The 20,800-nt window shown below is 64.6% G+C and carries 14 protein-coding genes; 1 reads left to right on the top strand and 13 read right to left on the bottom strand.

What is annotated here, in order from left to right; all coding sequences use genetic code 11:
• Nucleotides 1-112 precede the first annotated feature (112 nt).
• Nucleotides 113-670 carry a hypothetical protein gene (locus FB468_RS07275; protein ID WP_141886754.1) on the bottom strand — a complete coding sequence of 186 codons (558 nt, stop codon included), beginning with the start codon at nt 668-670 and terminating at the stop codon, nt 113-115.
• A gap of 204 nt (nt 671-874) precedes the next feature.
• On the opposite strand from FB468_RS07275, the gene FB468_RS07280 reads away from it, so the two are divergent.
• Nucleotides 875-1,324, top strand: a complete 450-nt coding sequence (locus FB468_RS07280) for a YdeI/OmpD-associated family protein (RefSeq protein ID WP_141886755.1) — start codon at nt 875-877, stop codon at nt 1,322-1,324.
• Here FB468_RS07280 and FB468_RS07285 read toward each other — a convergent pair.
• The 12 genes from FB468_RS07285 to rpoB form a co-directional block, all read right to left on the bottom strand.
• Nucleotides 1,321-2,697 (bottom strand): MFS transporter, encoded by a 1,377-nt coding sequence (locus tag FB468_RS07285; protein WP_141886756.1) that lies wholly within the window; start codon nt 2,695-2,697, stop codon nt 1,321-1,323. The genes FB468_RS07280 and FB468_RS07285 overlap by 4 nt on opposite strands.
• A gap of 17 nt (nt 2,698-2,714) precedes the next feature.
• Entirely contained in the window at nt 2,715-3,812 is a 1,098-nt protein-coding gene (locus tag FB468_RS07290) for an MraY family glycosyltransferase (RefSeq protein WP_141886757.1), read from the bottom strand.
• Complete coding sequence (locus FB468_RS07295) at nt 3,809-5,605, bottom strand: polysaccharide biosynthesis protein (protein WP_246055795.1); 1,797 nt, start codon at nt 5,603-5,605, stop codon at nt 3,809-3,811. Before FB468_RS07295 ends, FB468_RS07290 begins: the two co-directional genes overlap by 4 nt.
• 182 nt (nt 5,606-5,787) lie before the next feature.
• A complete protein-coding gene (tuf, locus tag FB468_RS07300; RefSeq protein WP_141886758.1) occupies nt 5,788-6,981 on the bottom strand; it encodes an elongation factor Tu in 1,194 nt (397 codons plus the stop codon).
• A 163-nt stretch (nt 6,982-7,144) separates the two neighbouring features.
• Nucleotides 7,145-9,259 (bottom strand): elongation factor G, encoded by a 2,115-nt coding sequence (gene fusA, locus FB468_RS07305; protein ID WP_141886759.1) that lies wholly within the window; start codon nt 9,257-9,259, stop codon nt 7,145-7,147.
• A 96-nt stretch (nt 9,260-9,355) separates the two neighbouring features.
• Nucleotides 9,356-9,826 (bottom strand): 30S ribosomal protein S7, encoded by a 471-nt coding sequence (gene rpsG / locus FB468_RS07310; protein WP_042544729.1) that lies wholly within the window; start codon nt 9,824-9,826, stop codon nt 9,356-9,358.
• Nucleotides 9,826-10,197 (bottom strand): 30S ribosomal protein S12, encoded by a 372-nt coding sequence (gene rpsL, locus FB468_RS07315; RefSeq protein WP_119284773.1) that lies wholly within the window; start codon nt 10,195-10,197, stop codon nt 9,826-9,828. Before rpsL ends, rpsG begins: the two co-directional genes overlap by 1 nt.
• A 262-nt stretch (nt 10,198-10,459) precedes the next feature.
• Nucleotides 10,460-11,101, bottom strand: a complete 642-nt coding sequence (locus FB468_RS07320; RefSeq protein WP_342777243.1) for a spermidine/putrescine ABC transporter substrate-binding protein — start codon at nt 11,099-11,101, stop codon at nt 10,460-10,462.
• A complete protein-coding gene (locus FB468_RS07325; protein WP_141886760.1) occupies nt 11,098-11,580 on the bottom strand; it encodes a hypothetical protein in 483 nt (160 codons plus the stop codon). The genes FB468_RS07320 and FB468_RS07325 overlap by 4 nt, the downstream gene beginning before the upstream one ends.
• Complete coding sequence (locus FB468_RS07330; protein ID WP_141886761.1) at nt 11,580-12,560, bottom strand: hypothetical protein; 981 nt, start codon at nt 12,558-12,560, stop codon at nt 11,580-11,582. Before FB468_RS07330 ends, FB468_RS07325 begins: the two co-directional genes overlap by 1 nt.
• 518 nt (nt 12,561-13,078) lie before the next feature.
• Nucleotides 13,079-16,969, bottom strand: a complete 3,891-nt coding sequence (gene rpoC / locus FB468_RS07335; protein WP_141886762.1) for a DNA-directed RNA polymerase subunit beta' — start codon at nt 16,967-16,969, stop codon at nt 13,079-13,081.
• Between the two features lie 78 nt (nt 16,970-17,047).
• A complete protein-coding gene (gene rpoB / locus FB468_RS07340) occupies nt 17,048-20,563 on the bottom strand; it encodes a DNA-directed RNA polymerase subunit beta (RefSeq protein WP_141886763.1) in 3,516 nt (1,171 codons plus the stop codon).
• Nucleotides 20,564-20,800 lie beyond the last annotated feature (237 nt).

Consider the following 20,800-nt stretch of genomic DNA (forward strand, 5'->3'; position numbering starts at 1 on the left):
CCCGCGTGGGGCCGAAAAGTTTGGGGTGTGCGCGGAATGCGCGCGCGGCGCCGAGCAGTAGAGATCCGGGGTTGGGACTGCTCGGCGCCGCTAGTTTTGATTCAGCGCAGTGTTAGTTGCTCTTGGCGATGCTGTTGAACAGGTAGTCGGCCGTGACCTTCGAGTCGTCGAGGTCAGCCGCGTTGAACGCTGCGGCGTCGTCTACGAAGACGTCGACGCGTACCTTGGCGCTCTGGCCCGGTGCGAGCTCGAACGAGTCGCTACCGTCGAGGCGCATGTCGGCGAGCTTGCCGGTGCCGACGAGCGTGCCGCCGTCAACCGCGACTCGGGTGTCGAGTGCGCCTGCGAGCTTCGCGCCGTTCGCGCCGCCCGGCTGAACCTGCGAGGCGAGCGTCACGGTGAGCGTCGCGTTCGTCGAGGTGTTGGTCGCCGTGTAGTACCCGGTCACCGCTTCGCCGTCCATCTGGCCGGTGAAGGTGTTGGTCATCGGAGCGCCGGTGACGAGGAGCTCGCCGTCTGCTGAGGTGTCCGAGATGTCGGTGCTGAACACGTTGTCGAAGATCGTGCTGTTCTGGGTAACGAGTGCGCCACCGACGGTGATGCCTGCGATGAGGAGGAGCGAACCGCCAGCGATCGCGATCTTCTTCTTGGTGGATGTCTGCGTAGCCATGGTGACTTACCTTTCTCAGGGGGTATGTGGGTGAGAACCTGTGCGAGTCTGTGTGTTGATCTTGCTTGCTTGCCTCGAATACGAGTCAACCGGCTCAGGGCGGTGCCCCCAGGAGTTCGAGCAAGATCTGCGGGGTCGCGCACCGAGATCTACGCGTGACGAAAAAGCGCGTACGCAGGCAAACCCTGGGTCATACTTGACCCCATGGCTGTATGCGTCGTAACCACTCTTGAACCCTTCGGCCCGGCAACGGCAATCACGCTCTCCGAGGAGCAGATGCTCGAACTCGGCGGCGGGAAGCGCGCGCCCGTAGTGGTGGAGATCGCGGGCAGGCGTGCGAGACTGCGCCTCGCGAGCATGGGCGGCGACTACGTCATCGGCATTTCCAAGGCGAACCGCGCGCTCCTCGGCGTCGAGGTCGGCGACACGGTCACCGCGAGCATCACGGTCGATAGTGCGGAGCGCACGGTGGAGGTGCCCGACGCGCTCGCGAGCGCACTAGCGCGCCATCCTGGCGCGCGCGAGGCGTTCGATGCGCTCTCGTTCACGGCGCGGAAAGAGCACGCCGCCGCCGTGTCGGGTGCGGTGCGCGATGAGACGAAGGATCGCCGGATCGCCGCTATCGTCGAAGCGGTCCGGGCACAGCTCGGCTAATCCTCTTCGAGGGCCTTCCCGCGGTACTCGACGAGCGCCCACGCCGCGGCTGCCGCGACGACAAAGAACACGGCGAACACCGCGAACGTCAGGCCCGCTCCGCCAGCCGAGAGCATGACGGGGACGAGGAGCGGGGCGATGATCGACGCGATGCGCCCGAAGCCCGCGGCCCAGCCGGCCCCCGTGCCGCGCAGCGACGTCGGGTAGATCTCGGGCGTGACCGCGTAGAGCGCGCCCCAGGCCCCGAGGTTAAAGAACGAGAGGGCCATGCCCGCGGCGATGATTGCGCCCTCGGTCTCAGCCGTGCCGAACGCGAGTGCCGACGCCGCGGAGCCGATGAGAAACACCGACAGGGTGAGCCTGCGGCCCCACTTCTCAATGAGCCATGCGGCGACCGCGTAGCCGGGCAGCTGCGCGAGCGTAATGAGCAGGGTGAATCCGAAGGAGCGGACGAGGCCGAAGCCCGCGTCGACCAGGATCGAGGGGATCCAGATGAACGCGCCGTAGTAGGCGAAGTTCACACAGAACCAGACCGCCCAGATCGCTGCGGTGCGGGTGCGGTACTCGGGCGCCCAGATCGCGGCCAGCCGGTTGTGCACGGCGGCCGCTTGAGCCTCAGGAGCGGGCGGGGGTGCCACCTCGGGGGTCGGCGAGCTCGGTGCTGCCCCGGACCCCGCGCCCATGCCCGCGGACGCCTCGAACTCCGCGACGATCTTTTCGGCCTCGGCCGTGCGCCCGCGCGAGGCGAGCCAGCGGGGTGACTCGGGCAGGCCGAGCCGCACGACGAGCGCGTAGACCGCCGGCACCGCCCCGATGACGAAAGCCCAGCGCCAGCCGTTCTCAGATGCCGGGACGACGAAGTAGCCAATGATCGCAGACGCGGTCCAGCCGACCGCCCAGAACGCCTCAAGGATGACGATGATCCTGCCGCGGATTCGCGCTGGCGCGAACTCGGACACATACGTCGACGCGACCGGCAGCTCAGCGCCGAGGCCGAGGCCGACGAGGAACCTGAAGATGAGGAGCAGCGCGAGACCACCGACGAGCGCGCTCGCGCCCGTCGCAAGGCCGTAGATGAGCAGGGTGAGTGCAAAGACCTGCCGGCGGCCAATACGGTCGGCCAGGAGGCCTCCGAGGCTCGCTCCGATGGCCATGCCCAGGAAGCCGACCGACGCGATGAGCCCGCCCTCACCCTTCGTGAGGCCCCAGTGCTGGGTGAGCGCGGCGATGATGAACGAGATGAGCCCGACATCCATGGCGTCGAGCGCCCAGCCAAGCCCCGACCCCGAGAGCACGCGAAGGTGCCCCCGGGTAAACGGCAGCGCGTCGAGGCGCTCTGAAACTGTGCGGTTGGTCTCACTCACAGGGAACATCCTATGAGCCAGCTGGGCTACGCGGCGAACTTCTTCGCGAGGAGCCTCGGGGTGAGCTGGTAGAGCACAACGAGCGCGAGGCCGAGCACGAGCAGCACGAGCCACCAGATCGGGGCGACGAAGATCGACGCGAGCCCGAGGAGCGACGCGGCGAGTGTGAACGCCGCATTGATGCTCGAGGCCGCGAGGTGTGACATGCCGAGCTGCTGGAGCCGCTGGTAGGCGTGCTCCTTGTGCGGCTCGTCCCACTTGTGGCCCGCGCGCACGCGCTTCACGAGCGTCGTGCCGACGTCGCCGAAGTAGATGATCGTCGGGCCGATAGCGGCGAGCACCGGCACGCCAGCGACGAACGCCGCGAAGCTTGTGACCGCGACGGCGCCGCCGAGTAGATAGCTCCCGACGTCTCCGAGAAACGCTCCGGGCTTCGTGAGGTTCCAGGGCAGGAAGCCGGCGAACCCTGCGGCAAGCACGAGGCCTGCAATCGTGAGCCACCCCCCGCCCATCCAGAAGTAGCCGGCCGCGGCAAACGCGAGGCCCGCGATGACGCCGTGCAGTCCGCTGATGCCGTTGAGCCCGTCCATGAAGTTCGCGACGTTGATGTAGCTCGAGATGAACAGCACGCCATACACCGCGAGCGGCACGAGCACCCACGCCGGTATCAGGCTCACCCACGGCATGCTTTCGGGCATCCCCGGCGACACAATCCAGCCGAAGTAGGGCCCCGTCCCGAACGAGCCGCGCACAATCCAGATCAGCGCGACCGTGGTTGACGCCGCGATGACGAGCAGCAGCGCGCTCCGCACTGGCACGCTGACGCCTCTGAGGTCTTCGCCGAGGCCCAAGAGCCCCGAAGCGAGCGTACCCAGCGCAATGACGAGCAGCATCTGCCACGGGAAGCTCCCGCCGTACGTCGCGAAGACGTCGACGACAGCCACGGCCTCCACGACCACGATCGCGATCAGCACCGAGAGGCCGAGCCCACGAAGCACGGGCTTTTCGTGCGAGGAGCGTTCGTTCGGCACGTCCATCACGCCAAGCTTCACGAGCAGAGGCTTCACCGCGAACGGCAGTACGAGCGAGAGCACGAGCGCGAACATACCAGCGAACGCGGTCATTGCACGCGCCCCTCTGCAGCGTCGGTGAGGTTGAGCCTCGCGACCCAGCCGTCGTGGTCAAGAATGTCGGGGCTGATGACCCCGATGTGGGCGTGTGAGATCTTCGGGTGGAAGGGCCGTTCGTTGCCCTCACCGTCTCCCGTCAGCACCTCGTGTAGCTTCTCGCCGTGGCGGAGCCCCGTGTAGACGATCTCGATGTCCTTGCCCGATTGCGCGATCATCCGCTTCGCGACGTCAAGAATGCGCACCGGCTCCCCCATGTCGAGGATCAGCACCTCCCCCGGGCGGCCGATTCCGCCCGCCTGGATCACGAGCTGCGAGGCCTCCGGGATCGTCATGAAGAAGCGCGTGGCCTCCGGGTGCGTCACCGTGATCGGCCCGCCCTTCTCGATGAGGTTACGGAAGGTCGGGAGCATGGATCCCCTGCTGCCGATGACATTGCCGAATCGCACCGAGAGATACCGGTTGCCCGTCTGCTCAGCCATCCACCCCGTGAGTTTCTCGGCGACGCGCTTCGAGTGACCGAGCACGCTCGTCGGGTTCGCGGCTTTGTCGGTCGAGATGTTCACGAACGTGCCGACGTTTACGGCACGCGCCGCGTTGAGCACGTTCAAGGTGCCGACGACGTTCGTCTTCCAAGCCTCATCGGGGTACTGCTCAAGCATCGGGAGGTGCTTCAGCGCCGCCGCGTGGAACACCACCTCGGGCTGGCGCTCGACGAAGATCTCGCGGAGCGAGTCGGAGTCGCGGATGTCGGCGAGCACGACATCATTCGTGTCGAGCAGGCCGTGCCCCGCGATGGAAATCTGCACCTCCTGCAGCGCCGTCTCATCGCGGTCGAGCATGATGAGCTCTTTCGGCGCGAAGTTCACGAGCTGCCTGCAGAGCTCAGACCCAATCGATCCACCCGCTCCGGTGACGAGCACGCGCTTGCCCTGTAGGTACTCGGCGATCGACTCGGTGCTCAGCCGCACGGGGTGGCGCCCAATGATGTCCTCAATGGAGAGCTCACGGACGCTCGAGATGGAGGCGGAGTTGTCGAGAATCTGGTTCAGCGGCGGCAGCACCATCACGTTGACGCCGAGCTTGTCGGCCTCGGTGTCAAGGCGACGCAGCATGCCCGCGTCAGCGTCGCCGATGCACACGAGCAGCGAGGTCGCACCCGTGGACCGCACCAAACGCCCGAGATCCTGAATCCCACCGAGCACCTTGACGCCGCGCACCTCCTGATTGCTTTTCGCCGGGTCGTCATCGAGGAAGCCGACGGGGAGGTATTCGGACTTCGCGTCCGTCAGCAGGCGCTTCGCGGTCTGAATGCCGAGGTAGCCCGCTCCGTAGAGCAGCACTCGCTCGGCCTTCGCTGGCTTCAGGCTGCGTTCCGTGAGGATACGGATCATGTAGCGAGCGACCCCCATCACGGAGAACGTAATGGGCGCAGCGATCACGAGCGTGCTGCGGGGGATGCCGTTGCCGTACCCGACGAGAAAGGCGAAGACCCAGGTCACTGCCGTCACCGCGGTGACGTTGAAGACGACCGCGCGCACCTCGTCGAAGCTGCCGATTTGGTAGCGGCTGCGGTACACCCAGAAGACCCAGCCGAAGAGCAGCTGCAGCGCGGCGGCGACACCGATGACCGCGAGCGTCCACCCCCAGTGGATGCGCGTGAAGGCGAAATCGAATCGCAGCACGAGCGCGATGATGATGCCGATGGCCCAAGCCATCACGTCCAGCAGGTACAGGCCACCGTAGGTCTCAACGAAGTGTGCAAACCGACCACTCGCAGGCTTCCGCACGCGCCCTCCTCGTCTGTCTGGGCTTGTGCCCCCAACTGCCCGGCGTAACCCGAACGTTATGAATAGAGTCAAGGATAGCGCGGTCTGGCTTCTTCCCTGCCCCGCACGCCCCGGGAGACGCAAAGAACCCCGGAGGTTTCCCTCCGGGGTTCTTCTACAGTTCAGAGACTGTCGGCTGTAACTTAGGCAATAACCTTGGTCACGGTGCCGGCGCCAACGGTGCGGCCACCCTCACGGATAGCGAAGCCGAGGCCCTCTTCCATAGCGATCGGCTGGATGAGCTCGACCGTCATGTCGGTGGTGTCGCCGGGCATAACCATCGGCTTGTCCTCGGGCAGCGTGATAACACCGGTCACGTCAGTCGTACGGAAGTAGAACTGCGGACGGTAGTTCGTCTCGAACGGGTTGTGGCGGCCGCCCTCTTCCTTCTTGAGGATGTAGGCAGTGCCCTCGAAGTTGGTGTGCGGGGTGATCGAGCCGGGCTCGACGATAACCTGACCGCGCTCAACGTCCTCGCGCTTGGTGCCGCGAAGCAGGAGGCCACAGTTCTCGCCTGCCCATGCCTCGTCGAGCTGCTTGTGGAACATCTCGATACCGGTCACGGTGGTCTTCTGCGTCGGGCGCAGACCAACGATCTCGATTTCCGAGTTGATCTTCAGCGTGCCACGCTCGGCGCGACCCGTAACAACGGTGCCACGGCCGGTGATCGTGAAGACGTCCTCAACAGGCATGAGGAACGGCTTGTCACGGTCACGTACGGGGTCGGGAACGTTCTCGTCGACTGCTTCCATGAGCTCGAGAACGGAGTTAACCCACTTCTCTTCGCCCTGGAGTGCCTGGTAGCCCGAAACGCGGACGACGGGGACGTCGTCTCCCGGGTAACCCTGCTTCGAGAGCTCCTCGCGGACCTCCATCTCGACGAGCTCGAGGATTTCCTCGTCGTCGACCTGGTCGCACTTGTTGAGCGCGACGAGGAGGTAAGGAACGCCGACCTGCTTCGCAAGGAGGATGTGCTCCTTGGTCTGGGCCATCATGCCGTCAGTAGCAGCAACCACGAGGATCGCGCCGTCCATCTGAGCAGCACCGGTGATCATGTTCTTGATGTAGTCGGCGTGGCCGGGTGCATCAACGTGAGCGTAGTGACGCTTCGGGGTCTCGTACTCAACGTGCGAGATGTTGATGGTAATGCCGCGCTGGCGCTCCTCGGGAGCGGAGTCAATCGTTGCGAAGTCACGCTGGACGTTCGTGTCCGACGGGTACTTGTCGGCGAGCGTCTTCGAGATTGCTGCGGTAAGGGTGGTCTTACCGTGGTCAACGTGACCGATCGTTCCGATGTTTACGTGCGGCTTGGTCCGCTCGAACTTGGCCTTCGCCACTATGGTCCTCCTCAGGACAGTCTTGTGTCGATTCCCTCTTGACGGTTTCGAGAGGGCACGAACACAGGGTGTGTACTTATGTTACAAGCTCTGGTCTGTCTGCGCGACCTGAGCCGGGGTGATCGGGGGCGAGACGAGCCCGCCCCCGATCGATGGGGCAATGTTACTCGCCCTTAGCCTTCTGAACGATCTCATCGGCCACAGCCTTCGGCACCTCAGCATAGGAGTCGAAGGTCATCGAGAACACTGCACGACCGCTGGTCTTCGACCGGAGGTCACCAATGTACCCGAACATCTCGGAAAGCGGAACCAGCGCACGAACGACCTTCACGCCGCTCGCGTCTTCCATCGACTGGATCTGGCCACGACGGGAGTTGAGGTCGCCGATCACGTCGCCCATGTACTCCTCGGGAGTACGAACCTCAACGGCCATCATCGGCTCGAGCAGCACAGGCTGAGCCTGGCGTGCGGCCTCCTTGAAGGCCATCGAGCCGGCGATCTTGAACGCCATCTCAGACGAGTCAACATCGTGGTACTGGCCATCGAGGAGCTGAGCCTTGACGCCAACAACGGGGAAGCCAGCGAGGATGCCGTACTGCATTGCATCCTGGATACCAGCGTCGACCGACGGGATGTACTCGCGAGGAACGCGGCCACCGGTGACCTTGTCCTCGAACTCGTAGATCTTGTCCGACTCGACCTCGAGCGGCGCGAGCGAGATCTGCACCTTTGCGAACTGACCGGAACCACCGGTCTGCTTCTTGTGGGTGTAGTCGTACTTCGCGACGGTCTTGCGGATCGTCTCGCGGTACGCAACCTGCGGCTTGCCGACGTTCGCCTCGACCTTGAACTCGCGCTTCATGCGGTCGACAAGGATGTCGAGGTGGAGCTCGCCCATGCCCGCGATAACGGTCTGGCCGGTCTCGGCGTTGAGGCTCACGCGGAACGTGGGATCCTCTTCAGCGAGCTTCTGGATCGCGGTGCCGAGCTTCTCCTGGTCGCCCTTGGTCTTCGGCTCGATCGCAACCTCGATAACGGGCTCGGGGAAGGTCATCGACTCGAGAACAACCTGGTTGTTCGGATCCGAGAGGGTGTCGCCCGTGGTGGTGTCCTTGAGACCGATGACCGCGTAGATGTTGCCCGCGGTAAGGTCGTCGACCGGGTTCTCCTTGTTGGCGTGCATCTGGAAGATCTTTCCGATGCGCTCCTTCTTGCCCTTGGTCGAGTTCACGACCTGGGCGCCCGACTCGACCTTGCCCGAGTAGACGCGGACGTAGGTGAGGCGGCCGAAGAACGGGTGCACTGCAACCTTGAAGGCGAGAGCCGAGAACGGCTGATCGGCCTGCGGGAGACGCTCGATAACGATCGACTCGTCGCGCGGGTCGTGCGCCTCGATAGCGCCAACGTCGAGCGGGTTCGGGAGGAAGTCAACAACCGCGTCGAGCATCGGCTGGATGCCGCGGTTCTTGAATGCCGAGCCGCAGTAGACCGGGTAGATCTCGTTGTTGACGACGAGCTTGCGGATGCCAGCCTTGATCTCGTCAACGCTGATCTCTTCGCCACCGAAGAACTTCTCGAGGAGCGCGTCGTCGGTCTCGGCGACGGTCTCGACGAGCTTCTCGCGGTATTCCTTCGCCTTCTCGACGAGGTCAGCGGGGATCTCCTGGGTCTCGTAGTTCGCCCCGAGGGTAACGTCACCCTTCGAGTCGCCCTCCCAGACGAATGCCTTCATCGAGAGCAGGTCGACGACGCCGATGAAGTCAGACTCGGCACCGATCGGAAGCTGCATGACGAGCGGCTTTGCGCCCAGGCGGTTGACGATGGTGTCTACGGTGAAGTAGAAGTCGGCGCCCATCTTGTCCATCTTGTTGACGAAGCAGATGCGCGGAACGCCGTACTTGTCAGCCTGACGCCAGACGGTCTCCGACTGGGGCTCAACGCCCTCCTTGCCGTCGAACACTGCGACAGCGCCGTCGAGAACGCGGAGCGAACGCTCCACCTCGACGGTGAAGTCAACGTGGCCGGGGGTGTCGATGATGTTGATCTGGTTCTTGTTCCAGAAGCAGGTCACGGCGGCCGACGTGATCGTGATGCCGCGCTCCTTCTCCTGCTCCATCCAGTCAGTCGTCGCGCCACCGTCGTGGGTCTCGCCCAGCTTGTGGTTCACACCCGTGTAAAACAGGATGCGCTCGGTGGTGGTGGTCTTGCCGGCATCGATGTGGGCCATGATGCCGATGTTACGGACCTTGCTCAGGTCGGTGAGCACGTCTTGTGCCACGGGGTTCTCCTCCAGGGTGGGGATGTAAGTGTGGGTCGCGGGCGCACCCGCAAATGAAGGGCGGACCGGGTAACGACCCGCCCCTCACTCAGATGACTACCAGCGGTAGTGAGCGAACGCGCGGTTCGACTCTGCCATCTTGTGCGTGTCCTCGCGGCGCTTCACAGCGGCGCCAAGGCCGTTCGAAGCGTCGAGGATCTCGTTGGTCAGGCGATCCGTCATCGAGTTCTCGCGACGGGCCTTTGCGTAGCTGGTCAGCCAACGCAGTGCGAGGGTGTTCGCACGGTGCGGCTTAACCTCTACGGGCACCTGGTAGGTCGAGCCGCCAACACGACGCGAACGTACCTCAAGGGTGGGGCGCACGTTGTCGAGCGCCTTCTTGAGTACGACCACGGCATCCTGGCCGCTCTTCTCAGCGACGACCTCGAGCGCGTTGTACACAATGCGCTCTGCGAGGCCCTTCTTGCCGTCAACAAGAATCTTGTTGACGAGCTGGCTGACGATGGGTGCACCGTAAACCGGATCGGCGACTACGGGACGCTTGGGAGCAGGTCCTTTACGGGGCATTACTTCACCTTCTTTGCACCGTAGCGGCTACGAGCTTGCTTGCGGTCCTTGACCGCCTGCGTGTCGAGTGCGCCGCGCACGATCTTGTAACGAACACCGGGGAGGTCCTTCACACGACCACCGCGCACGAGCACCATCGAGTGCTCCTGCAGGTTGTGGCCCTCACCGGGGATGTAGGCCGTAACCTCGGTACCGTTCGAAAGCTTCACACGAGCGACCTTACGCATCGCCGAGTTCGGCTTCTTGGGGGTGGTGGTGTACACACGGGTGCACACACCGCGCTGCTGTGGGTTCGCCTTCAGTGCGGGAGCCTTGGTCTTAGTGACCTTCGGCGTCCGCCCCTTGCGAACCAGCTGCTGAATAGTAGGCACTGATTCTCCTAGTAGGTCCTGCACGGTGACAGGAATGCTTCAAATGGGCGAGCATTTGCACGAGCTTGCGCACGCGCTGAGCTGCTGTTTCTCCGACCGAAATCGAAAATCCGAGTGCAGCTATGCCGTGGGGGTTTCAGCTCTGGGAGCGAGTGACCCTTGGCGCGCTCCGCCCACATCCGCGCACGCGCGAAGCAGGTGGAGTGCACCAAGGAACAACTTTACGCGCTGCGCGCCCGCTGCGCAAGGGTCGAAACCCACGCTACATGGGCGGTTCAAGGTGGCGCGACAGCTCGTCGAGCACAGCTCGCACCTGGGGCTCAACGAACCTGTCGATCGCAGCCTCGATCCGGGGGCGGTGCGCCATCAACGAAAAGCACACCTCGTTGCCGACGTCGGCTGCGCGGAGGTCGGCAAGGTTGATCTCGCGACGCAGCTGCTCTTTCTCCTCCGCGCTCAGCGGGGGCCGCGGAAGAGGGGGTTCAGGCTGCACCTCGGCAGCGAGGCCCGCCATGGTGAACAGGAAAGGCTGACTCGCCTCGGTGGGCTCGGGGTCTGGGTCGAGGCCGTCATACTCAGGGTCGAGCCCGGCCGCCGGGTCGTAGCCGCCCACCCGCCACAGGTCAGCGCCCCCGAGCTCGGCGTGCAGCATCGGCAGGTGCTCCGCCGTGTACTCGTCAACGAGCCTGTCGACGATTCGCTGGATCCGCGAGACGAGCGCGTGCGTCACCTGGTGCGGCGTCCCCTCAGGGATGCCCGACGCGATCAACACGGGCGAACCGGTGCACCGGCGGCAGATCCTGCTCCGCGCCCGGTAGCCCGCGGGCTCCCACTTTGGCACCCACGCGAGCCACGCGTCAACCGCGCCGCCCACCCGCTCGTCGATCACGCCCACCAGGTTCACCCCTGTTCCTCGCGGCGCTCCCACGGCCACTTCGGGGTTGGGCGGTCGGTGTAGATGCGCCTGGCGAGTACGAGCCAGAAGAGCGCGACGGCGATGATCCAAATCGGGATCAGGACGAGGGCGAACGGACTAAACCACGTTTCCTCGGTTCCCAGCCCGACGGCGATGCCGCACAGGCCCCACAGCAGGTAGGCGCCAAACCCCGCGACGACCATGATTCCGGCGACCGGGCTCTTGCGGCCGCGGAGGAGGGACAGGGCCTGCTGCCAGAGCAGAACCCCGAGGAGCGCGAGGCCGAGGCCGATGCTCAGCACGCCGAACCACAGCGGAACGCCGTCGCTCTCAACGGGCTCACGGCCGAGCGCCATACCAATCAGGCCCCACGAGGCGACGACGAGTGCCGCGGTCACAACGAGGGCGGCGCCGAGCAACCCGAGGACGTACCCCCGGGTCACCCCACGCTTCGCGCCCTCGACCATTACTGCTTCGCCCGCACCTCTGTGAGGGCCGCCTCGTACTCCTCGAGCAGCGCGGCGTTCTTCGCGGTCATGCGGCGGCCGCGCGAACCGATCCAGGCCCCGAACCAGACCGCGACCTCGCGGGCGAGGATCGCGGCGCCAAGCGTCGGCACGGTGAACGCGAGGACACGCGCGGTCTCGATGAACCCACCGGCACCAACGAGCGGCCCGTCAGGCGTACCTGTCAGCGCGAACGTTGCGGAGGTTGCGACCCACACGACGATGCCAACGAACAGGCTGAAAATAACGTAGGCCCACCACCCTGCGCGGCCGAAGATCAGCACGAGAATCGAGAGGCCGACGAAGAACCCAACGACGCCCGCAATGAAGCCCCACGAGGTTACCCACGGAAGCAGCCCCTCGGTGAGGAACGTCGACGGCGGGAAGTCACGTGCGATCATCGCCGAGATGATGCCGGCGTACAGCACCGCGAAGGCGAGGGTGCCGAGCAGCGCGATCAGCACGCCGCCCGCGCGGTTCCCCTTGAGATCAGGCGGCATCGGCGACTGCATGTAGAGCGCGGCCATCGGGTGGTCTGCGCTGATCCTGATTTCGCCGTCACGAGCTGGCTCGGCAAACTGCACGCCGGTCGGTACCGCCGGCGCGGCCGCGACTGCTGGGGCTGCTGCCGCTGACGGGAGCTCTTCGACCTCGGGGATGAGCGGGGCACGCTCTCCCGGGGTTTCCAGGTCGAGCTGGGTGTCGACGCTCGCCGCCTGCTCGCGGTGGGCCTGCTCGGAGAGCGCTTCGGCGCCTGCGACGACGGCGGCCTGGGCGCCTGAGTCCACGACCGTGCCCTGCGCGTCAACGACAATGTCGGCGGCGAGGTCTTCTGACCCGTTTGTCGCACGCTCGACGGCGTCCTGCACCGCCGTCTCGGTGGCCGCCTGCTCTTCTACCGGCGCACCGGGGTCGACGGGTGTCTCGCGCTCATCGCTCATGGCTCTACCTCTCGCGTGCCTTGGTTTCTGCCGCCACGATACAAGCTCTGTGCGAGAAATGGGCGTTCCCGCGCGGAAGTCAGGGGTGAAACTGTGAATCCGGGGCTGTGGCGCTGGTTCTCCCGGCTTCAGCCCAGCCCCAGGCGCCCTGCTCTCCCAACTTCACTGGGTCTGGGATCCGCACTGGTTCTGTCCAAGTCCGCCCGGGCCGGCATTGGATGTGCAGATCCCAGACCGAACGTCTGAGCGAGCCGCGGTCCAGGGCGGGGCGGCCGCTGCCCCACCCGCACTGCCGCTCCCCCACCCGCACCGGCGCTCCCCCACCCGTCCCTGCGTATGGCTTCTGCACTTCGTAAGCCGAAGCCCGCGCGGAGGGGCATTGGATGTGCGTATCCCAGGCAGTGTGTGCGTCCCCGGGCCGTGAAGGTGAGAAGCGGTGCAGGCAGAGCGGCCCATACACACGAAAGCGGGCCCCCACCCGAAGGTGAAGGCCCGCTTTACGTCTAACTGGCTACCCGCTAGCTGTAGTTGCCGGGGTTGAACTCGTCAGAGGTGAAGGTGTCGAAGTCGACGAACGAGAAGTCGTTCTCGTCGAACGTGCCCTCGCCCGCGTACATGCGGTTCGGGTAACGCTCGGCGCGAGCCTCTTCCGTAGCCGAGACGTCGACATCAGTGTAGGTGCTCAGGCCCGTACCAGCCGGGATGAGCTTACCGATGATGACGTTCTCCTTCAGGCCGACGAGCGGATCCTTCGATCCCTCCATCGCAGCCTGCGTGAGCACGCGGGTGGTCTCCTGGAAGGAGGCCGCCGAGAGCCACGACTCGGTCGCGAGCGATGCCTTGGTGATACCCATGACCTCTGGACGCGCGGTCGCTGCACGCTTGCCATCGACGAGCGCCTCGCGGTTGATGCGCTGGTAGCGCGACCGGTCGACGAGCTCGCCCGGGAGCAGCTCGGTCTCGCCGTGGTCAACCACGGTGACCTTGCGGAGCATCTGGCGAACGATGACCTCGATGTGCTTATCGTGGATCGGCACGCCCTGCGAGCGGTAGACGCCCTGCACGCCCTCAACGAGGTACTTCTGCACTGCGCGCTCACCCGGGATGTGCTTGCCGCCCTCGGTCGAGCCGACCTGCAGGATGTCCTTCGGGTCCAGGGTGCCCTGGATGAAGGGCTGGCCAAGCTCGACGTGATCGCCGTCCTCAACGATGAGCGTCGAACGCTTCAGCACGGGGTACTGCTTCTCCTCGGTGCCATCATCAGGCGTGAGGATCAGGCGACGGCTCTTCTCGGTGTCTTCAATCGTGATGCGGCCTGCGGCCTCAGCGATCGGCGACGCACCCTTCGGGGTACGGGCCTCAAAGAGCTCCTGCACGCGGGGAAGACCCTGCGTGATGTCGTCAGCCGAAGCCGAACCACCGGTGTGGAAGGTACGCATGGTCAGCTGGGTACCCGGCTCACCAATCGACTGAGCAGCGATGATGCCGACGGCCTCGCCGATGTCAACGCGCTGACCGGTCGCGAGCGAACGGCCGTAGCACGTCGCACACACGCCAACCGCAGACTCACAGGTGAGCACGGAGCGCACCTTGATCTCGGTCACGCCAGCGCCGACGAGCAGGTCGATCGCGACGTCGCCCACGTCGGAGCCCGCAGCAGCGACAACGTCACCGGCAGCGTTCACCGCGTCAGCAGCGAGGGTACGAGCGTAGACCGAGTTCTCGACGTTCTCGTCGCGAACGATCTGTCCGTCAACCTCTGCTGCGATCGGCAGGTCGAGGCCGCGGCGCGTGCCACAGTCTTCCTCGCGGATGATGACATCCTGCGAAACGTCGACCAGACGACGCGTGAGGTAACCCGAGTCAGCGGTACGCAGCGCGGTATCAGCAAGACCCTTACGCGCACCGTGGGTCGCGATGAAGTACTCCGCCACCGACAGGCCCTCGCGGTACGAGTTAATGATCGGGCGCGGGATAATCTCGCCCTTCGGGTCGGACACGAGGCCACGCATACCGGCGATGTTACGGATCTGCAGCCAGTTACCACGAGCACCCGACGACACCATACGGAAGATGGTGTTGTCAGCGGGGAACGCGTCGCGCATGGCCTCGGCGACCTCGTCGGTTGCCTGGGTCCAGATCTTCACGAGATCTGCGTGACGCTCCTGCTCGGTGATGAGACCGCGGTCGAAGCGCTTCTGCACTGCGGCTGCCTCGGTCTCGTGCGCGGCAAGGATCTCGGCCTTGTTCGACGGGGTCACGATGTCAGACAGCGCAACGGTCACGCCCGAACGGGTCGCCCAGTGGAAACCGGCGTCCTTGATGCGGTCGAGGGTCGCAGCGACCTCCACCTTCGGGTAGCGCTCGGCGAGGTCGTTGACCAGCGTCGACAGCGTGCCCTTGTCAGCAACCTGCTCGAAGTACACGTAGTCAGCGGGCAGCGCCTCGTTGAAGATCGCGCGGCCGAGAGTGGTCTCGACGAGCACGGGCTTCTCCGAGGTCACACCCGAAGCGTCGGTGTATCCGGTGAGGCGGATCTTGGCGAGTGCGCCGAGGTCGAGCGTGTGCTCGTCCATAGCGAGGATCGCCTCTGCGATCGAACCGAACGCGCGGCCCTCGCCGACAGCACCGGGCTTCACCGTGGTGAGGTGGTGCAGGCCGATGATCATATCCTGCGACGGCAGGGTCACCGGACGGCCATCCGACGGCTTCAGGATGTTGTTCGACGCGAGCATGAGCACGCGCGCCTCGGCCTGAGCCTCGACCGACAGCGGCAGGTGGACTGCCATCTGGTCGCCGTCGAAGTCAGCGTTGAACGCTGCACAGACGAGCGGGTGCAGCTGGATCGCCTTGCCCTCAACGAGCTGCGGCTCGAACGCCTGGATGCCGAGGCGGTGCAGGGTAGGTGCACGGTTCAGCATCACGGGGCGCTCGCGGATGATCTCTTCGAGCACGTCCCAGACCTCGCTGCGCGAACGCTCGACCATGCGCTTGGCAGCCTTCACGTTCTGTGCGTGCGAGAGGTCCATCAGGCGCTTGATGACGAACGGCTTGAACAGCTCGAGCGCCATCTGCTTCGGCAGACCACACTGGTGCAGCTTGAGCTGCGGGCCGACAACGATGACCGAACGGCCCGAGTAGTCAACACGCTTACCCAGCAGGTTCTGACGGAAGCGGCCCTGCTTGCCCTTGAGCATGTCGGAGAGCGACTTCAGTGCACGGTTGCCGGTGCCCGTCACCGGGCGGCCGCGGCGGCCGTTGTCGAACAGCGCGTCGACAGCTTCCTGGAGCATGCGCTTCTCGTTGTTCACGATGATCTCGGGGGCGCCGAGATCGAGCAGGCGACGCAGACGGTTGTTGCGGTTGATCACACGACGGTAGAGGTCATTGAGATCCGAGGTCGCGAAGCGGCCACCGTCGAGCTGCACCATCGGGCGAAGCTCGGGCGGGATCACGGGAACGACGTCGAGCACCATAGCGGCCGGGCTTGCACCGGTCTGCAGGAAGGCGCTGACGACCTTCAGGCGCTTGATCGCACGGATCTTCTTCTGGCCCTTGCCCTCAGCGATCTGGAGGTGCAGCGTCTCAGCCTCTGCCTCAAGATCGAAAGCCTCAAGGCGCTTCTTGATCGCCTCGGCGCCCATGTAGGCCTCGAAGTAATCGCCGTAGCGGTCCATGAGGTCCGCGAAGACAGCGTCCTCAGGCTTGAGGTCGCCAACCTTGAGGTTGCGGAAGTCGTCCCAGACGCGCTCGAGACGAGCGATGTCGTCGTCGAAGCCGCGACGGATGAGCGTCATGTCCTTCTCAGCCGAGGCCTCGGCGCGGCGGCGCTGATCAGCCTTCGCGCCCTCCGCCTCGAGCGCAGCGAGATCGGTCTCAGCCTGCTGCTGGCGCTGAGCGACAGCAATGTCACGCTGGTCCGACAGCGCCTTCAGCTCGAGCCGCAGCTCAGCCTCAAGCTCTGCCATATCTTCGTGGCGGCCCTCTTCATCGATGTCGATGATCATGTACGCAGCGAAGTAGATGACCTTCTCGAGGTCCTTCGGCGCCATGTCGAGCAGGTAGCCGAGGCGTGACGGCACGCCCTTGAAGTACCAGATGTGGGTCACGGGAGCGGCGAGCTCGATGTGGCCCATGCGCTCACGACGTACCGACGACTTCGTCACCTCAACGCCACAGCGCTCACAGACGATGCCCTTGTAACGGACGCGCTTGTACTTGCCACACGCGCACTCCCAGTCACGGCTGGGGCCGAAGATCTGCTCGCCGAACAGACCATCCTTCTCAGGCTTCAGCGTGCGGTAGTTAATGGTCTCCGGCTTCTTGACCTCACCGAAAGACCAGCCACGGATGTCGTCGGCGGTTGCCAGACGAATCTGCAGCTCATTGAAACTCGTACCCTCGAGCAAATTGTTCTCCTTGGTATGAAAACTTTAAAAAAATCAGATCGGCTGCGCGCCCCGCCTCACAGCGGGGCGCCGATCAATTTAGATCTCGTCAGCCGAAGCTGCCTCGAAGCGGGTCGAAAGGTTAATACCGAGCTCCTCCGCTGTACGGTGTGCCTCGTCGTCGTTGTCGCGCAGGCTGACGGCGTTGCCGTCCGCTCCGAGCACCTCGACGTTCAGGCAAAGCGACTGCATCTCCTTCATGAGAACGCGGAACGACTCGGGCACGCCCGGCTCCGGGATGTTCTCACCGCGGACGATGGCCTCGTAGACCTTCACGCGGCCGAGGATGTCATCGGACTTGACCGTGAGCAGCTCCTGGAGAGCGTACGCGGCGCCGTAGGCCTCGAGGGCCCACACTTCCATCTCACCGAAGCGCTGGCCACCGAACTGCGCCTTACCACCGAGCGGCTGCTGGGTGATCATCGAGTACGGGCCGGTCGAACGAGCGTGGATCTTGTCGTCGACGAGGTGGTGCAGCTTCAGGATGTACATGTAACCGACCGAGATCGGGTACGGGTACGGCTCGCCCGAGCGGCCGTCGAACAGACGGGTCTTTCCGCTCGAGTCGATGAGGCGCTCACCGTCGCGGTTCGGGGTCGTCGAGTCGAGGAGGCCCGCGATCTCGAGCTCCGAAGCACCGTCGAACACGGGGGTCGCAACCTTCGTGTTCGGCTCTGCCTGGAGCGCCGACTCAGCGAGCTTCGCAGCCCACTCAGGCGATCCGTCGACCTTCCAACCCTGCTTCGCGATCCAGCCGAGGTGGATCTCGAGGACCTGACCGAAGTTCATTCGGCCCGGGATACCGAGCGGGTTCAGGATCACGTCGACCGGCGTGCCATCCTCGAGGAACGGCATGTCCTCGACGGGGAGGATCTTCGAGATGACGCCCTTGTTGCCGTGACGGCCAGCAAGCTTGTCGCCCTCGGTGATCTTACGCTTCTGCGCAATGTAGACGACCACACGCTGATTGACGCCCGACCCGAGGTCGTCGTCGTTGTCGTTCTCAGCGTCGAACACCTTCACGGAGGTGACGGTGCCTGCAACGCCGTGCGGAACCTTCAGCGAGGTGTCGCGAACCTCGCGGCTCTTCTCGTTGAAGATGGCGCGGAGCAGGCGCTCCTCGGCCGAGAGCTCGGTCTCGCCCTTCGGGGTCACCTTGCCGACGAGGATGTCGCCGGGGTTGACCTCTGCGCCGATCCGGATGATGCCGCGCTCGTCGAGATCCTTCAGCGCCTCCATGCTCGCGTTGGGGAGATCGCGAGTGATCTCTTCCTTACCAAGCTTGGTGTCGCGGGCGTCGACGTCGTACTCCTCGATGTGGATCGACGACAGCGTGTCGTCCTTCACGAGGTTCTGGCTGAGGATGATCGCGTCCTCGAAGTTGTGACCCTCCCACGGCATGAACGCTACGAGGAGGTTCTTGCCGAGCGCGAGCTCACCGTTCTCGGTTGCGGGGCCGTCGGCGATGACCTCGCCAGCCTCGATCCGCTCGCCAGCCTTGACGATAACGCGGTGGTTGTAGTTCGTGCCCTGGTTCGAGCGGTCGAACTTGCGCATGTAGTACTTCTTCGTGCCGCCCTCATCGAGCATCACGGTGACGACGTCAGCCGACACGTCCTGGATCACGCCAGCCTGCTCTGCGACGATCACGTCGCCAGCATCGATGGCTGCGTAGCCCTCCATACCGGTGCCGACGAGCGGCGACTCGGAGCGAACGAGCGGCACAGCCTGACGCTGCATGTTCGCACCCATGAGCGCGCGGTTCGCATCGTCGTGCTCGAGGAACGGGATCAGCGAGGTCGCGACGGAGACCATCTGGCGCGCCGAGACGTCCATGTACTGGACCTGGTCGGCGTCGACGAGCTGCACCTCGGAGCCACGGGGGCGAGCGAGGACCTGCTTCTCAGCGAACTTGCCGTCCTTGTCAACGGGAGCACCTGCCTGAGCGATGAGGAACTCGTCCTCTTCGTGAGCGGTGAGGTAGTCGACCTGGTCGGTGACGGTGCCATCGACGATGCGACGGTACGGGGTCTCGATGAAGCCGAACGCGTTGATGCGCGCGAAGGTTGCGAGCGCGCCGATCAGACCAATGTTCGGGCCTTCCGGGGTCTCAATCGGGCACATGCGGCCGTAGTGCGACGGGTGAACGTCTCGCACCTCGACGCCTGCGCGGTCACGCGAGAGACCACCCGGGCCGAGGGCCGACAGACGACGCTTGTTCGTCAGGCCCGCGAGCGGGTTGTTCTGGTCCATGAACTGCGAGAGCTGCGAGGTTCCGAAGAACTCCTTGATCGCCGCGAGCACGGGGCGCGTGTTGATCAGGGTGTTCGGGGTGATCGCCTCGATGTCCTGCGTGGTCATACGCTCGCGGACAACGCGCTCCATACGGCTCAGGCCGGTGCGCACCTGGTTCTGGATCAGCTCGCCAACGGCGCGGATACGACGGTTACCGAAGTGGTCGATGTCGTCGGTGTCCAGGCGGTTGTCGAATGCCTTGCCGTCGCGGGTGCCGGGCAGGGTCTCGGTGCCTGCGTGGAGGCCAACGAGGTACTTGATCGTCGCAACGATGTCCTCGAGCGAGAGCACCGAATCGGTGATCGGAGCTTCGAGGCCGAGCTTGCGGTTGATCTTGTAGCGACCGACCTTCGCGAGGTCGTAGCGCTTCGGGTTGAAGTAGCTGTTGTCGAGGAGCGCGCGCGCGGCTTCGATCGCAACCTGCTCGCCCGGGCGCTGCTTGCGGTAGATATCCTTGAGGGCTTCCTCCTGAAGGCTGACGCCTTCCTTCTCGACGATGCCGTCCTTCTCAAGGGTGAGGGCGATCGACTCGTAGCCCGCGAACTCTTCAAGAATCTCGCCGGTGGTCATGCCGAGTGCCTTGAGGAACACGGTGACCGACTGCTTACGCTTGCGGTCGATGCGAACGCCGACCTGGTCGCGCTTGTCGATCTCGAACTCGAGCCACGCACCGCGGCTCGGGATGACGCGTGCCGAGAAGACATCCTTGTCCGAGGTCTTCTCCTGCTGGCGCTCGAAGTAGACGCCGGGCGAACGGACGAGCTGCGAAACGATGACGCGCTCGGTGCCGTTGATGATGAAGGTGCCCTTGTCGGTCATGAGCGGGAAGTCGCCCATGTAGACCGTCTGGCTCTTCAGCACCTGGGTCTCGGTGTTGTAGAACGCCGCCTCAACGTAGAGGGGGGCAGAGTAGGTCTTGCCGCGCTCCTTGCACTCGTCGATCGAGAACTTCTGATCGTCAAGGATCGGGTTCTCGAAGGAGAGCTGCATGGTGCCAGCGTTGTCCTCGATCGGGGACATCTCCTCGAAGATCTCCTCGAGGCCGCTCTTCAGCGCGATGTCGTCGCGCCCCTGAGCCTGTGCCTCTTTGACGCGTGCAGCCCACGCGTCGTTGCCGACGAGCCAGTCGAAGCTCTCGAGCTGCAGTGCCAGCAGGTTCGGCACCGACAGCGTGTCGGAAATCTTGGCGAATGAGAGTCGCGAGTGATTGCGACCATTCTTCGGGTTATTGGTGGACGATGCGTTGCGCGCAGCAGCCAAGGAAGTACCTCCGTGGGCCCCGTCGGGCCGATTGACTTGGTCTTGCGAAGAAATGCTCTGCGGTCACACGGGGTTCATCTGCGCCTGCGCGCCAACTCCCGGGGCCTTCCGCTATATGAAGGCAGACTCGTGTCCATAGTGCAGCTTTCTACTGTAACACCATCGTTATCACCTGACAAGGGCTTCGCCGGGCCTGATTCTCAGGTTTCGCAAAAGCGTGCAAGACTGGGCGATGTG

Origin of the sequence: Leucobacter komagatae, assembly GCF_006716085.1 — a bacterium.
Classification (GTDB): Bacteria; Actinomycetota; Actinomycetes; order Actinomycetales; family Microbacteriaceae; genus Leucobacter; species Leucobacter komagatae.

Bases quoted from the DNA above. Each gene is read 5' to 3' on its own strand.
- FB468_RS07325 (WP_141886760.1), bottom strand. From the start codon at position 11,580: ATGGTCGAGGGCGCGAAGCGTGGGGTGACCCGGGGGTACGTCCTCGGG.
- FB468_RS07285 (WP_141886756.1), bottom strand. From the start codon at position 2,697: ATGTTCCCTGTGAGTGAGACCAACCGCACAGTTTCAGAGCGCCTCGAC.
- FB468_RS07330 (WP_141886761.1), bottom strand. From the start codon at position 12,560: ATGAGCGATGAGCGCGAGACACCCGTCGACCCCGGTGCGCCGGTAGAA.
- FB468_RS07275 (WP_141886754.1), bottom strand. From the start codon at position 670: ATGGCTACGCAGACATCCACCAAGAAGAAGATCGCGATCGCTGGCGGT.
- rpsG (WP_042544729.1), bottom strand. From the start codon at position 9,826: ATGCCCCGTAAAGGACCTGCTCCCAAGCGTCCCGTAGTCGCCGATCCG.
- FB468_RS07290 (WP_141886757.1), bottom strand. From the start codon at position 3,812: ATGACCGCGTTCGCTGGTATGTTCGCGCTCGTGCTCTCGCTCGTACTG.
- FB468_RS07280 (WP_141886755.1), top strand. From the start codon at position 875: ATGGCTGTATGCGTCGTAACCACTCTTGAACCCTTCGGCCCGGCAACG.